Raw genomic sequence first — 12,973 nt, forward strand, 5'->3', positions numbered from 1 at the left:
TTTAAGAAAAACGAGGTTGTCTTTCTTCTTTCGTACTGGTTGTTTTGTTCAGTTTTCAAAGAGCAATTTGTTTGTCGCTGTTTCAAATTGGCGACTTTATTAATTTATCACATCTGCAATTCGTTGTCAACAACTTTTTAAAATTTATTTTGTTGTTAATCTGTTGAATCGTTTGTGTGATGCGCATTGCGTTATGCAACGATAATTAATTTATCATGATTCCAAACCGAAAGCAAGTCTTTTTTAAAATAAAATAGTACAAGTTAAATATTTCTATAATTCATTTTATTGAAGCAGTTTTAAAACCCCTTAATAAATCACTATTCTCAAAGGTTTTCCTCTCTTTCACTCCCTTACGTATACATACAAAAGCACCGACAGAAGAGTAACCTTCCAGCGGTGCTTTCAACAATAATATAATGGTTAATTAACGATTTTTCATTTGCGGGAATAACAGTACGTCCCGAATAGAAGGCGAATTTGTTAACAGCATCACCAAACGATCTACTCCAATTCCTAAACCGCCAGTTGGTGGCATACCATATTCTAATGCTTCTAAAAAGTCTTCATCCATATAATGTGCTTCATCATTTCCTTGGTCTCTTTCTTTCACTTGCGCTTCAAAACGTTGGCGCTGGTCAATCGGGTCATTCAGCTCACTAAAGGCATTAGCATGCTCTCTTCCTACAATAAATAACTCGAAACGATCTGTAAAACGCTCATCCTCTTTGTTCTTTTTAGCGAGAGGAGAAATTTCTACAGGATGTCCAAAAATAAATGTAGGTTGAATGAGTGTTTCCTCTACCTTTTGCTCAAAGAATTCATTTACAATATGTCCGAAAGTCATCGCATCTGTAATTTCTACGTTATATTCCTTTGCTAAAGCACGTGCTTCATCATTCGATAAGTGCTGCCAGAAGTCTACACCTGTCTCTTTTTTAATCGCATCTACCATATGCAGTCTTGTCCATTTAGGCTCAAGGTTTACTTCCTCATCGCCATATTGAATCGTCGTTTTTCCATATACTTCTTTTGCAATATGTGCAATTAAGTTTTCCGTAAGATCCATAATATCATGATAATCCGCATATGCTTCATATAGTTCAATCATTGTAAATTCAGGGTTATGTCTTGTGGAAACCCCTTCGTTTCGGAATACACGGCCTATCTCATATACTTTTTCTAACCCGCCGACAATAAGGCGTTTTAAATGTAGTTCGATTGCAATACGCATATATAATTCAGCATCCAGCGCATTATGATGCGTAATAAATGGACGCGCAGATGCTCCGCCCGGAATACTGTGCATCATCGGTGTTTCTACTTCTAAATAACCTTGAGCATTTAAATATTCACGCATGGATTGAATAATCTTACTGCGGGCTACGAACGTATCTCTGCTGTCCGGATTAGTGATTAAATCAAGATAACGCTGACGATAGCGCTGTTCAATATCTTTTAAGCCATGATATTTTTCTGGCAGCGGGCGCAGTGATTTGGTTAATAGATGAAATTCTTTCGCTTTAACAGATAATTCTCCAACATTTGTTTTAAACATAACCCCTGTCACACCGACAATATCACCTAAGTCCACTGATTTAAATACATCATATGCCTCTTCGCCAATTGCATCTTTACGAACATATAATTGAATTTGTCCGCTTAAATCCTGAAGATGCGCGAATCCCGCTTTCCCTTTTCCGCGCTTTGTCATTAAACGTCCTGCAATCGTTACTTCATCTGGAATTTCCTCCAGCTCTTCTTTAGAATATTGATCATATTTTTCAACTAGATCGTTTGTTAAATGCGTACGTTCAAATTTTTCACCGAATGGATTCAATCCTTTTTCCATGTATTCTGTGAGTTTGTCACGTCTTACCTGCATATGTTCATTCAATTCTTCTGACACTTCTACCACTCCACTTCTTAATTAATTATGATATCTTCTAACCTTGTCATTAAAACAGTTATTGCTTTATCATCACGGAGAATCACCCGTGAAACTCCCACGGAATGAAGCTTCGTTTTATATTTCTGTCTTCCACAGTCTGACGTCCGCCTTATCCTTCTCTGGAAGTTCTTCTAAATAGGCTTCTACAGTCTTCTTTTGTACAGGTACAACAAAACCCGGAGCGATTTCTGCTAATGGAATTAATACAAAAGCCCGCTCATGCATGCGGGGATGCGGTATAATCAATCTTTCTACTGTACTATTTTCATAATTAAATGTCAAAATGTCAAGGTCAATCGTCCGCGGACCGAATCGGATATCACGTTTTCTGCCGAGTTCTTTTTCAATCTGCTGACAAGCCTCAAGCAGATCCATGGATGATAAATTTGTTTGAAGCGCTAATACCATATTTAAAAAATCTGCCTGGTCCTGGTATCCAACCGGCGCAGTTTCATATATAGAAGATTTTTTTTGGATAGAGATATATTCATTTGTCTCTAATAAGTCTAATGCTTGCGTCAGATGTTCTTCTCTCGGTTCAATATTTGTTCCGAGAGCAATAAATGCTTGATTCATTTCGTTCTCTCCCTATAAATTTCTACAGCTACCGATTCATAGTAGCCCGGAATCGGTGGATCCGGCTTTGTTAGACGGATGGAACATGCCTCCAATTGTTCAAAAGAAGTAAAGAGCTCATCTGCAATTGCTTCTGCCACCGCTTCAATCAAATGAAACCTTTCCCCCTCTACGACATGCTTTATTTTTTCATATGCTTCCCCATAGTGAACGGAGTCCTCCATTGCATCAGACTGTCCCGCCTTCTTTAAAGACAGGTACAGGTCAGCATCCACATAAAAACGCTGCCCCAACGTATTTTCTTCAGGTAACAGCCCGTGATATCCATAAAACTGCATTCGTTTTAGAATAATTTTGTCCATCCTTGTCCATCCTTTCTTTAAACATGCTCTCTCCTCTATTCCTATCCCTTATAGATTCGTATAATAAATCGCATCTGCTACTTTTGCCGCTTCCAGGTTCGCCTTTACATCATGTACACGAACAATACGGGCGCCTTTAGCAATTCCAATTACTGTCGTTGCTGCCGTCCCGATATCTCTTTGATTTGCAGGAACATCTAAAATATCACCAATAAATCTTTTACGGGATGCTGCCAAAAGCAGCGGATAACCAAATATATTCAGCTCTTGCAGTTCTTTAATCATATATTGATTCTGCTCCATTGTTTTTGCAAAGCCGATACCTGGGTCAAGAATAATCTGTTTATCCTCTACACCGGCTTGTTTAGCAATAGAAACACTTGCTTGTAAGTCTGCTTTCACATCCGAAATAAAGTCCCCATAGTCCATATCCGTTCGATTATGCATAAGAATAATGGGCACCTGATAACGGGCAGCAACCGCAGCAATTTCCGGTTCTTTTTTTGCTCCCCAAATATCATTTATCATAGAAGCGCCGGCTTTTACTGCTTGCTCTGCTACAGATGCTTTAAATGTATCCACGGATATAGGTATCTGCAAATCATTTTTTAACGCTTCAATAACCGGGATAATACGCTCTGCTTCTTCTTCCGCACTGACAGGAGTATGGCCCGGCCTGGTGGATTCTCCGCCGATATCAATGATATCCGCCCCTTCTTTCTCCATTTTCTTCGCCGCGGCAGCCGCCTTTTCAATATCTGTATATCGTCCCCCGTCCGAGAAGGAATCCGGCGTCACATTTAATATCCCCATAATATGCGTCCGTTTATTTAAATCTAATTGAAACTCTTTTGCCTGCATCACTTGCATTATCCGCCCCTTCTCTGTTAAAAATATATCTATTCTACATCCTACCCTAAGAAGGTAAAGAACAAAAGTGGAAAGCGCTGGTTAAGAAAGATTAACGTAAAAAAGGAACCAGCTTCAATACGGCTGATTCCTTTTACATTCCGAGATTTATTTTTCGTCTTCAAATTGATACAGCGCTGTAGATAGGTAACGCTCTCCGTTATCAGGAAGGACGGCAAGAACCTTCTTTCCTTTTCCTAAGTCTTTCGCTACTTTTAGTGCTGCAGCAACCGCTGCTCCAGAAGAAATTCCTCCCAGAATTCCATTTGTAGTAGCAACTTTACGCGCTGTTTCAAAGGATTCTTCATTTCCGACCGGAAGTACCTCATCATAAATTGATGTATCAAGCACTTCTGGTTTGAAGCCTGCGCCAATTCCCTGAATTTTATGAGGTCCAGGATTTCCACCTGAAAGCACCGGGGAATCCTTTGGCTCAACAGCATAAATTTTAATGCCGTCAAAATGCTCTCTCAGCACTTTTCCAGCACCAGTAATCGTTCCACCGGTACCAATACCGGAAATAAAAGCATCTAATCCATCTGACATCTGCTCTACAATTTCTTTACCAGTTGTTTTTGCATGAATTTCAGGGTTAGCTGGATTATTAAATTGCTGTGGCATGAAATAGCCATTTTCCTCTTGTAATTCCTTCGCTTTGGCAATGGCACCCTTCATTCCTTCAGCTCCTGGAGTTAAAACTAACTTCGCTCCATACGCCTTCAATAAATTACGACGTTCTTGACTCATTGTATCCGGCATAACCAGAATCGCCTGATATCCTTTAGCAGTAGCAACCATTGCCAAACCAATCCCGGTATTTCCGCTGGTTGGTTCAATGATGGTGTCACCTGGTTTTAATTCACCTGCATTCTCTGCAGCTTCTACCATCGCAGCTGCAATGCGGTCTTTCACCGAGCTTCCCGGATTCATAAATTCTAATTTAACATATACATCTGCACTATTCTCATCCGCTACATTATGAAGCTTTACAATCGGTGTTCCTCCAATTAAACCTGCAATATTATTAACGACTGTCATATAACTCCTCCTAATACCAAGTATTTTTATATGATTTATATATAATGTATTGCTTTCTTAAGAAAATGTCAATCCTAAATGCGAAAAAAACGCCTATTTTTCTAATCTAAAAGCAATATACGAATTTGTCGTCCGATTTTAGCTGCATCCAAAGCAGCTCGTCATGTTTCCATTTTTATCAATGTACCACCTATGATTGCTTAAGTTCTTCTAGCTCTTCTTCTGTAAAATGGTAGTGTTCATTACAAAAATGGCAGGTTGCTTCTGCTCCGTGATCTTCATCGATCATTAGCTGGATTTCTTCATTACCTAACCCAATGATAGCATTAGCAAGTCTCTCTTTCGAACATTTGCATTGAAATTCAATTGGCATTTTCTCCAATATATTTACATTTTCTTCGTCAAACAAGGTATATAGAATTTCTTCTGGTGTTTTTCCTTCCCGGATCAGCGTAGAAATAGCAGGGAAAGACTGAATACGGTCTTCCAGCCGTTCAATCACCGCTTCATCCGCTCCTGGCATTACTTGTACGATAAAACCGCCTGCCGCTAAAATACTCAAGTCCGGGTTAACCAGAACCCCTGCGCCTACTGCGGATGGAACCTGTTCAGAGGTTGCAAAATAATACGTGAAATCTTCACTTATTTCTCCAGAAACAATCGGTGTTTCTCCGGTGAAATAGTCTTTCATCCCTAAATCCTTGATAACGCTCAGATTCCCCTCTGTCCCGACTGCTCTAGCCACATCCAGCTTTCCTTTATCATTTAAATCAAAATCGACATGCGGGTTTGTAACATAGCCGCGGACGTGACCTTTACCATCTCCATCAGCAACAATAGCACCAGTTGGTCCATTTCCCATTACTTTTACGGTAACGGAGTCGTCCCCTTTTAACATTGCTCCCATCATTGCTGTTACCGTTATGGTACGTCCAAGTGCTGCAGAAGCTGTTGCCCATGTATCCTGTCTCCGGCGAGCTTCCTCCACTGTTTCTGTCGACGTAATAGCATATGCTCGGATCATGCCATCATAGGTTGTCGCTTTAATTAAATAATCCTTCACCATCATCATTCCTCCGTTTATTGATAATACTTTTTATAAATAAGATACAGCCCATTCAACGTGAGATAGGGCTCGACAGCATCTATGGTTTCTGATTCATGTGCAATAAGTTTAGACAAACCACCCGTTGCGATAACCGTTGAGTTTGTCCCTTTTTCTTGTTGTATTCGTTTGACCAGCCCATCAATTTGACCAATGTACCCGTAAAATACACCAGATGTCATTGCCTCAACAGTAGAAGAACCAATCACACGCTGCGGTTTCTGAATCTCAATTTTCGGCAGCTTCGAAGCTCTTGTGTTCAGCGCCTCCATCGAAATATTTACACCCGGGGTAATAATCCCGCCAGCGTACCTTGCTTCTTCATCCACATAGCAGTAAGTTGTCGCTGTCCCAAAATCAATGATGATTAGCGGTGCTCCGTATTTTTCAATACCTGCTATAGCATTAACAATCCGGTCCGCCCCAACTTCAGACGGATTTGGATAATTCATCTTAATTAGCTTATCATAAGAAGTTTTCCCGATAACCACAGGTTCTATATCAAAATAATCGCGGCTCATTTTTTCTAACGCAAACATAATAGGCGGTACAACGGAAGAAATAATCACCCCGGTGATTTCCTTAAAATGAACCCCTTTATATTCAAATAAAGAATGGACAAGCATGCCAAATTCATCTTCTGTTTTATACCGGTCGGTTTTTATCCGCCAGTGATGAATTAATTTATCATTATCAAAAACACCCAGAACTGTATTGGTATTCCCTACATCAAGAACAAATAACATCTGTCACCATACCTTCCTTTGTTTCTCTAAAATTTAATATAACATACTTCTTTTCAGGAAAAACCAAAAAAGCATCCGTCCAATGAACAAAAAGAAGCAGCCTTTCTATTCCTTTGGCTGCTTCCTTTCTATATCTTTTCCAATCCTTTAGTTTTTACGATCAGAATCGGAGTCATCTTCCTTATTATCATCCGTGTGATCTGTTTCTTTTTCTTCAGAACCACCGCCCATAATCGGGTCGTTAATATAAGAGTCGGATTTCTTTTCCGCTCTTTCTTTTGCTTCTTCAAAAGAAAGACCTTTTTTATCCTCATCCTCTTTTTCTTCCTTCGAATGGATGCTTACCTTCACATCATCTGAATCCTCTTCCGGTTCAGGAAGCGTTCCATTTTCAAAAAGAGACTTGATTTGTTTCGCATCGAGTGTTTCTACTTCTAATAATGTTTTTGCAAGCAATTCTAATTGCTCTCTATGCTCTGTAAGAATACGTTTTGCACGGTCATAACAGTAATTAATGAAATTTTGCATTTCCTTATCGATATCCTGTGCAATCGCATCCGAATAGGTCTGTTCATTTTGAATGTCTCGGCCAAGGAATACATTCCCGCCACCGCCGCTGCTGAATTGAAGCGGACCAATCTTATCACTCATACCGAATTCGGTTATCATCTTATGCGCAATACCTGTTGCACGCTGGAAGTCATTCGAAGCACCTGTACTCACTTCGCCAAAAATGATTTCTTCTGCAACACGTCCGCCCAGTAAACCGGTGATTTTATCAAACAGCTCTGGTTTTGTCATGAAGTAACGGTCTTCCCTTGGAAGCATCACCGCATAACCGCCGGCTTGGCCACGAGGAACGATGGTAACTTTGTGAACCACATCTGCATCATCAAGAACCATCCCGATAACGGTATGACCACTCTCATGATAAGCAACGATATTTCTTTCTTTTTCAGAAATAACTCTGCTTTTCTTCGCAGGTCCCGCAATCACACGGTCAATGGCTTCATCGATATCCAGCTGACTGATTTTCTTACGGTCAGCTCTTGCTGCAATTAATGCTGCTTCATTGAGTAAGTTCTCTAAATCCGCACCTGAAAAGCCTGGTGTACGCATAGCAATCGTTTTTAAATCTACTGTATCTTCCAACGGTTTATTTTGAGCGTGAACACCAAGAACCGCTTCACGGCCTTTGACATCTGGACGATCTACCATAATCTGCCTGTCAAAACGTCCTGGACGCAATAGGGCCGGGTCAAGAATATCAGCACGGTTTGTTGCAGCGATCATGATAATACCTTCATTCGCTCCAAATCCATCCATTTCCACCAATAGCTGGTTTAATGTTTGCTCACGTTCATCATGTCCACCGCCAAGACCCGCTCCACGCTGACGGCCGACTGCATCAATCTCATCAATAAAGATGATACATGGCGAATTTTTCTTCGCATTTTCAAATAAGTCACGGACACGGGACGCACCGACACCAACGAACATCTCTACGAAATCAGAACCACTGATAGAGAAAAATGGTGTTCCCGCTTCACCAGCAACTGCTTTTGCTAATAAAGTTTTACCAGTACCTGGAGGTCCGACAAGAAGTACACCTTTTGGAATACGTGCGCCTACTTGTGAGAATTTGCGCGGGTCTTTTAAGAATTCCACAACCTCGACAAGCTCTTGTTTCTCTTCATCGGCACCAGCGACATCTTTAAAGCGGACTTTTTTCTTATCTTCAGAGTACATTTTTGCCTTACTCTTACCGAAGTTCATCACACGGCCGCCGCCACCGCCGCCTTGCGCCTGGCTAAGAATGAACAGTAAGAATAGACCAATCAATAAGAATGGAATGATTCCAGTTAAGAATGTGAGCCAAGGACTAGGCTGCTCTTCCTCTTCCACCGTTAATTCACTTTGCTCGCTTGCACTATTTGTAATTTGTGAAACAAGTGCTTCATTATCCGGTACCTGAGCAACAAATTCTGTCTCATCGTCCATTAATGTACCCGTCAAACGGATGATACCATGTGACGGCTGAAAGGTCAGTTCTTTAATCTCACCATTATTTAAAGCATTCATAAATTGCTGTACATCATACTGCTCCTGATCTTCACTTGGATTGTTAAATACTCCGATTACACCAATAATGATTATAAATAAGAGCATCCATACGAAGACCTTACGAAATATCTGATTCATTGCTTACCTCCTCCCAAATGGGGAAAAACTATAGTAAATCGTATCATAGTAAAATCGCTTTATACAAATAATTTAACCATTTTTGACGAATTATTTTTTTGGAATGTTTAAGAAATCCGATAAATATAATCATACGCTTGGAACATCCGCATGTATGAAAGAAATTATTGCAAAAACCCGGATGATATCGTCCAAGATGATTTTTCAAATACATGCATTGCCCGCAAAGTAAAAAATCTATTTTATGCGGGCTTTCTTTTACAGCCTGTCCCTTCCCAAGCGCGGCTTCTTCCTTTTCATTTTCTCCATCAGCCGCCATAAATTTCTGGCTTAAGAACACCGATATACGAAAGGTTTCGATATTTTTCTGCATAATCTAAACCGTAGCCGACAACAAATTCATCCGGAACTTCAAAACCAATTAAATCTGCTTTAATATCTGCTGTTCTTCCAGCCGGTTTATCAAGAAGTGTCACGATCTTGATGGAATTTGCTTTACGATATTTAAACAGGTCTACTAAGTAATTCAATGTCAGTCCGCTGTCAATAATGTCCTCAACAATAATTAAATCGCGGCCCTCTACTTTTGTATTCAAGTCCTTCAGGATTTTTACTTCTCCTGTGGAGGATGTGCCGCCGTCATAGCTGGATACATCCATAAAATCCATTTCTAAATGGATTTCTGTATGCCGAAGAATATCTGACATAAACGGCAATGCACCTTTTAACACGCCAATAGCCAAGGGAAATTTGCCCTCGTATTCTTCTGTTAATATTGCACCGAGCTCCTTGCATTTTTTTTGAATTTCTTCCTCGCTTACCAAGATTTTTTCAATCTCATTATGAATTGTTTCCTGCGCCATTTTTTCTCCTCCTAATCAGCGTCATGAGCTAATTTTCAGTTTTATATTCATTCCTTTACCATTTTGTGCAGTCTCCGCTTTTTTTAGACCGACGACCCACAGGATCTCCTCTTTATCATCCACTATTATCGGCCAATTATCCCGCAGATTTTGGGGTATCTTCGCATCTATAAAAATATCCTTCAGCTTTTTTGAACCATTTAATCCCCTTACAGACATACGATCTCCCGCTCTTCTTACTCGGATATGTAGTGGTAATGAAATCGAATCTAGCGGAAAAACAAAGGTTGCTTCATCCTCTGCCGGGGCTTCTTTGATAATGGCAGCCTCAATCTTTGTGCCATCAGACAGCACCGTTTCACCTGGAACTGGCAATAAAGAGGGTTGAGCTGACTTTACGGATGATTGTTGACCAAATTGCAGATAAATCTTCCCATATATATTTGTCACACGGAGCCTTAACGGAAAATCAATACTTGTACTTCCATTTCGGCGTCTCAACAGGTCAAAAAAGTTTACTTCGTGGATATAAGATAGGTCTTTAGGCAAGGTTCCATATAGATAGTTTAATATTAGATGAAAGGCCCGTCTTTGTAAAGCCTGAGGAAGCTCTGAAAACGCTTCTGCTGCAAAACAAATTTCCCTTGTATCTTCCCGAAATTCCGCCACTTTTTCTACCATTTCCTTCGCCTGCTCCTGCAAGTATTGTTCGTCCTGGACTAACGTTTCGCTGAGCGTCTGAATGGTGTCTGCGATACGCGGATTTTTCTCCTTCAGCAGCGGGACGACGTTTTTCCGGTAATAATTTCTCGTATACGTATCATCCGCGTTCGTTTTATCGACCTGATAGCTCAATTGATACTTTTCCAAATAAGCCAGGATGTTATTCTTTGTCACCCCTAATAAAGGACGGATAATTTCACCGCCGGCAAAATCACGCCGCACGGGAATCCCTTTTAAAGCATTTGAGGTCGCCATTCTTACCATTCGCATAACCATCGTTTCAATTTGATCATCGGCGTGATGTCCAAGAGCAAGCAGATCAGCTTTTTTCTCATGCATCAGATCCAAGTAAACACCATAGCGTAATTCACGTGCAGCAACCTCTTCACTGACACCCTTTTCCTTTTGATATTGTCTGACGTCCACCATTCTTTCCACGCAGGGTATTCCCCATTCCTGACAAGTATCTTTCACAAATTGACAATCGTCGGCAGAATCTCCGTTACGCAGCTGATGATCTATGGTCACTGCTATAAGGCTTAATTCCCATTTGGATGAAATGTTGTTCAAGAAATGTAATAGCGCAATCGAATCCGGTCCTCCTGAAACGCCGACAAGAACCGTTGCATGCTTTTGAATTAGGCGGTGCCTTCTGATAAATGCACACACTTCCTGCTCCATCTCATTCCTCCTCCATCCATCGGTTCTGGCTCCCTATACGGTTAGGATAAAATTAGAAAAAAACCGTATTTTAACTATACTTCTATCATACTCCTTTTTGAGGAACGGTTCAAAAGAGAGGATGCAAAAAAGCATATTTTCAGACGATCTTTTTTCAGTTTAAGGCAATAACAAAGAAATAATCCAAAAAACAGAGGCTGCCAGAGAAATACTAAAGGATTCTTTCACAGGATATACTTTTTTTTGCTGCTTTTTTTTTCGATATTGGCTGCGCTTGTGCTGTACCTGTTTTATCTTGCCCATTACATCTTTTTTCATTTCTGTTGCGGTAGAATACTTTCCTTTTAGTGCCTTCTTTAAAAATGGATGCAGGAGCTGCAGGTCGTTGGCCCGATACAACTTTTTCTCAAGCAGCTTTTCAGAGGATTCCCCCGCTATCCGGTCAAAGCGTCTCGGATAATAGATATGGAGAAACACCATCGCAACCGCAAATAAATCATAGCTTGGCTCTGCCTTGCGCGTTCCAAGCCCCCAATAGCCGCGATCAAAAAACTCTGTATATTCTTTAATAGAACGCCCCATCCTTGTTGTGCCGCCTACATCAACCAGTCTGATTCTTGGCGGATTCGATTCCACAAGAATATTATCTGTTTTTAAATCGCCAAAGGTCCAGCCTGCCTGATGAAGCTGGTCTAAATCCTCTAACAGCTGAACCATCAATACGCCCAGCCACTTCTTGCCTCTCGCCTGAATAAACGCACCTAATGTCTGCCCCTCCATATACTCCATCACATAAAAGGAATACACCCTGCCGCCTGGTGCTCTCCAATCATCGACATCCAACAAAGAAGGTCCAAGGCGATATCCTTGAACCTTTTTCAATGCTTTGAGCACATTGACTTCTACCGTTACAGCCGTATCCTGTTCGCTTATTTTCAAAGCAACCGGCCGTCCATGATGCATGCAGAGATACACAGCTCCAATTGCACCTTCGCCAATTTTTCTCACAACGGTATAGGATTTTTGATGCCACTTCCCTGTTATCTTTTGCTGAGAATGTAACCTAATAGCCGGTTTCTTCCATGTCGAATGGTTCTTCATCCGAATTCCTCCGTAGCTGCTTTTTGCTAAATTGGTACATTGCTGCTCGTAATGCCGGCCCGGTCGGGGTGATTCCTCCGCTTGTTAATTTCGGAAAAACCTTGGAAATCCCATCCAGCCTCGGCGACCAATCAAGCACAAGCTCAATATCGTTCCGCCTGCCAGGAAACCGGTAAATACAAAAGCGGTTTTTTCCAACTCGTGCATTCAAGCTCATAGATAAGTCAAACAACGCCTCCTTGACTGTTTCTAATTTATCACGCATGCTCGCACTGCTGTCGACTAGCACCACCACCTCTAAATCGCTGGTTTCTCCTAAGTCCTCTACCACTTCCATGATTTCACCGCGTTTTTCCGGATCCAGCTCTTCCATCGACTGATCTTTTCCTAAAATGCTGCGCAATTCTTTATTGACAAATCCCTGCAATGTTTGTGTCATTGCCTGTCTGGTTACCATTTGCACCGTTTGAGATAAACGTTCACTATAGACAATTTGACTGACTCCGCCGCCAGATACAGCGATATCCTCCACTTCCTGAAGACCCTCTGGCTGTTCCGTCTGATCATCGTCTAATATACCAATGACATTCACTGTGATTCCCTGTTGGTTTGCTAAACCGGCTACCGTTGCAGGGCTTTCGCCTTTATTGGAGCAGCCATCGGTTAATAGCAAAATTTGTTTTAATGTTCCTGCGTTCATTTCATGTATACCTCCT

General features: G+C 41.0%; 12 protein-coding genes. All 12 read right to left on the bottom strand.

Translation table 11 applies throughout. The features are described from left to right. Window positions 1-427: 427 nt before the first annotated feature. Window positions 428-1,909, bottom strand: coding sequence for a lysine--tRNA ligase (gene lysS, locus ACW0TQ_RS19585; RefSeq protein WP_193065220.1), 1,482 nt, complete (start codon window positions 1,907-1,909; stop codon window positions 428-430). A 117-nt stretch (window positions 1,910-2,026) separates the two neighbouring features. Continuing rightward, window positions 2,027-2,527, bottom strand: a complete 501-nt coding sequence (gene folK, locus ACW0TQ_RS19590; protein WP_193065219.1) for a 2-amino-4-hydroxy-6-hydroxymethyldihydropteridine diphosphokinase — start codon at window positions 2,525-2,527, stop codon at window positions 2,027-2,029. Continuing rightward, window positions 2,524-2,889 carry a dihydroneopterin aldolase gene (folB, locus tag ACW0TQ_RS19595; RefSeq protein ID WP_193065218.1) on the bottom strand — a complete coding sequence of 122 codons (366 nt, stop codon included), beginning with the start codon at window positions 2,887-2,889 and terminating at the stop codon, window positions 2,524-2,526. The genes folK and folB overlap by 4 nt, the downstream gene beginning before the upstream one ends. Window positions 2,890-2,937: 48 nt before the next feature. After that, a complete protein-coding gene (gene folP / locus ACW0TQ_RS19600; protein ID WP_042528553.1) occupies window positions 2,938-3,759 on the bottom strand; it encodes a dihydropteroate synthase in 822 nt (273 codons plus the stop codon). A gap of 147 nt (window positions 3,760-3,906) precedes the next feature. Beyond that, a complete protein-coding gene (gene cysK, locus ACW0TQ_RS19605; protein ID WP_042528554.1) occupies window positions 3,907-4,836 on the bottom strand; it encodes a cysteine synthase A in 930 nt (309 codons plus the stop codon). A 190-nt stretch (window positions 4,837-5,026) separates the two neighbouring features. After that, window positions 5,027-5,899: an Hsp33 family molecular chaperone HslO gene (gene hslO, locus ACW0TQ_RS19610; RefSeq protein ID WP_042535596.1), complete on the bottom strand. Its 873-nt coding sequence runs from the start codon at window positions 5,897-5,899 to the stop codon at window positions 5,027-5,029. Window positions 5,900-5,916: 17 nt separating this feature from the next. Then, the gene (locus tag ACW0TQ_RS19615) at window positions 5,917-6,687 is read right to left on the bottom strand and encodes a type III pantothenate kinase (RefSeq protein ID WP_042528555.1); all 771 of its coding nucleotides are present in this window, start codon (window positions 6,685-6,687) and stop codon (window positions 5,917-5,919) included. A 147-nt stretch (window positions 6,688-6,834) separates the two neighbouring features. Then, the gene (ftsH, locus tag ACW0TQ_RS19620; protein WP_193065216.1) at window positions 6,835-8,889 is read right to left on the bottom strand and encodes an ATP-dependent zinc metalloprotease FtsH; all 2,055 of its coding nucleotides are present in this window, start codon (window positions 8,887-8,889) and stop codon (window positions 6,835-6,837) included. A 308-nt stretch (window positions 8,890-9,197) separates the two neighbouring features. Next, window positions 9,198-9,752 carry a hypoxanthine phosphoribosyltransferase gene (gene hpt, locus ACW0TQ_RS19625; protein ID WP_084612793.1) on the bottom strand — a complete coding sequence of 185 codons (555 nt, stop codon included), beginning with the start codon at window positions 9,750-9,752 and terminating at the stop codon, window positions 9,198-9,200. A gap of 21 nt (window positions 9,753-9,773) precedes the next feature. Beyond that, entirely contained in the window at window positions 9,774-11,156 is a 1,383-nt protein-coding gene (gene tilS, locus ACW0TQ_RS19630; RefSeq protein WP_193065215.1) for a tRNA lysidine(34) synthetase TilS, read from the bottom strand. A gap of 159 nt (window positions 11,157-11,315) precedes the next feature. After that, window positions 11,316-12,257: a protein kinase domain-containing protein gene (locus ACW0TQ_RS19635; protein WP_368901969.1), complete on the bottom strand. Its 942-nt coding sequence runs from the start codon at window positions 12,255-12,257 to the stop codon at window positions 11,316-11,318. Further along, window positions 12,220-12,957, bottom strand: coding sequence for a VWA domain-containing protein (locus ACW0TQ_RS19640; protein WP_042528560.1), 738 nt, complete (start codon window positions 12,955-12,957; stop codon window positions 12,220-12,222). The genes ACW0TQ_RS19635 and ACW0TQ_RS19640 overlap by 38 nt, the downstream gene beginning before the upstream one ends. Window positions 12,958-12,973 lie beyond the last annotated feature (16 nt).

The sequence above is a fragment of the Oceanobacillus sp. M60 genome, assembly GCF_053839645.1.

Excerpts from the sequence above, each read along its gene's own strand:
- ftsH (WP_193065216.1), bottom strand. The coding sequence starts at position 8,889 with ATGAATCAGATATTTCGTAAGGTCTTCGTATGGATGCTCTTATTTATA.
- folB (WP_193065218.1), bottom strand. The coding sequence starts at position 2,889 with ATGGACAAAATTATTCTAAAACGAATGCAGTTTTATGGATATCACGGG.
- hpt (WP_084612793.1), bottom strand. The coding sequence starts at position 9,752 with ATGGCGCAGGAAACAATTCATAATGAGATTGAAAAAATCTTGGTAAGC.
- ACW0TQ_RS19640 (WP_042528560.1), bottom strand. The coding sequence starts at position 12,957 with ATGAACGCAGGAACATTAAAACAAATTTTGCTATTAACCGATGGCTGC.
- ACW0TQ_RS19635 (WP_368901969.1), bottom strand. The coding sequence starts at position 12,257 with ATGAAGAACCATTCGACATGGAAGAAACCGGCTATTAGGTTACATTCT.
- cysK (WP_042528554.1), bottom strand. The coding sequence starts at position 4,836 with ATGACAGTCGTTAATAATATTGCAGGTTTAATTGGAGGAACACCGATT.
- tilS (WP_193065215.1), bottom strand. The coding sequence starts at position 11,156 with ATGGAGCAGGAAGTGTGTGCATTTATCAGAAGGCACCGCCTAATTCAA.
- folK (WP_193065219.1), bottom strand. The coding sequence starts at position 2,527 with ATGAATCAAGCATTTATTGCTCTCGGAACAAATATTGAACCGAGAGAA.
- ACW0TQ_RS19615 (WP_042528555.1), bottom strand. The coding sequence starts at position 6,687 with ATGTTATTTGTTCTTGATGTAGGGAATACCAATACAGTTCTGGGTGTT.
- folP (WP_042528553.1), bottom strand. The coding sequence starts at position 3,759 with ATGCAAGTGATGCAGGCAAAAGAGTTTCAATTAGATTTAAATAAACGG.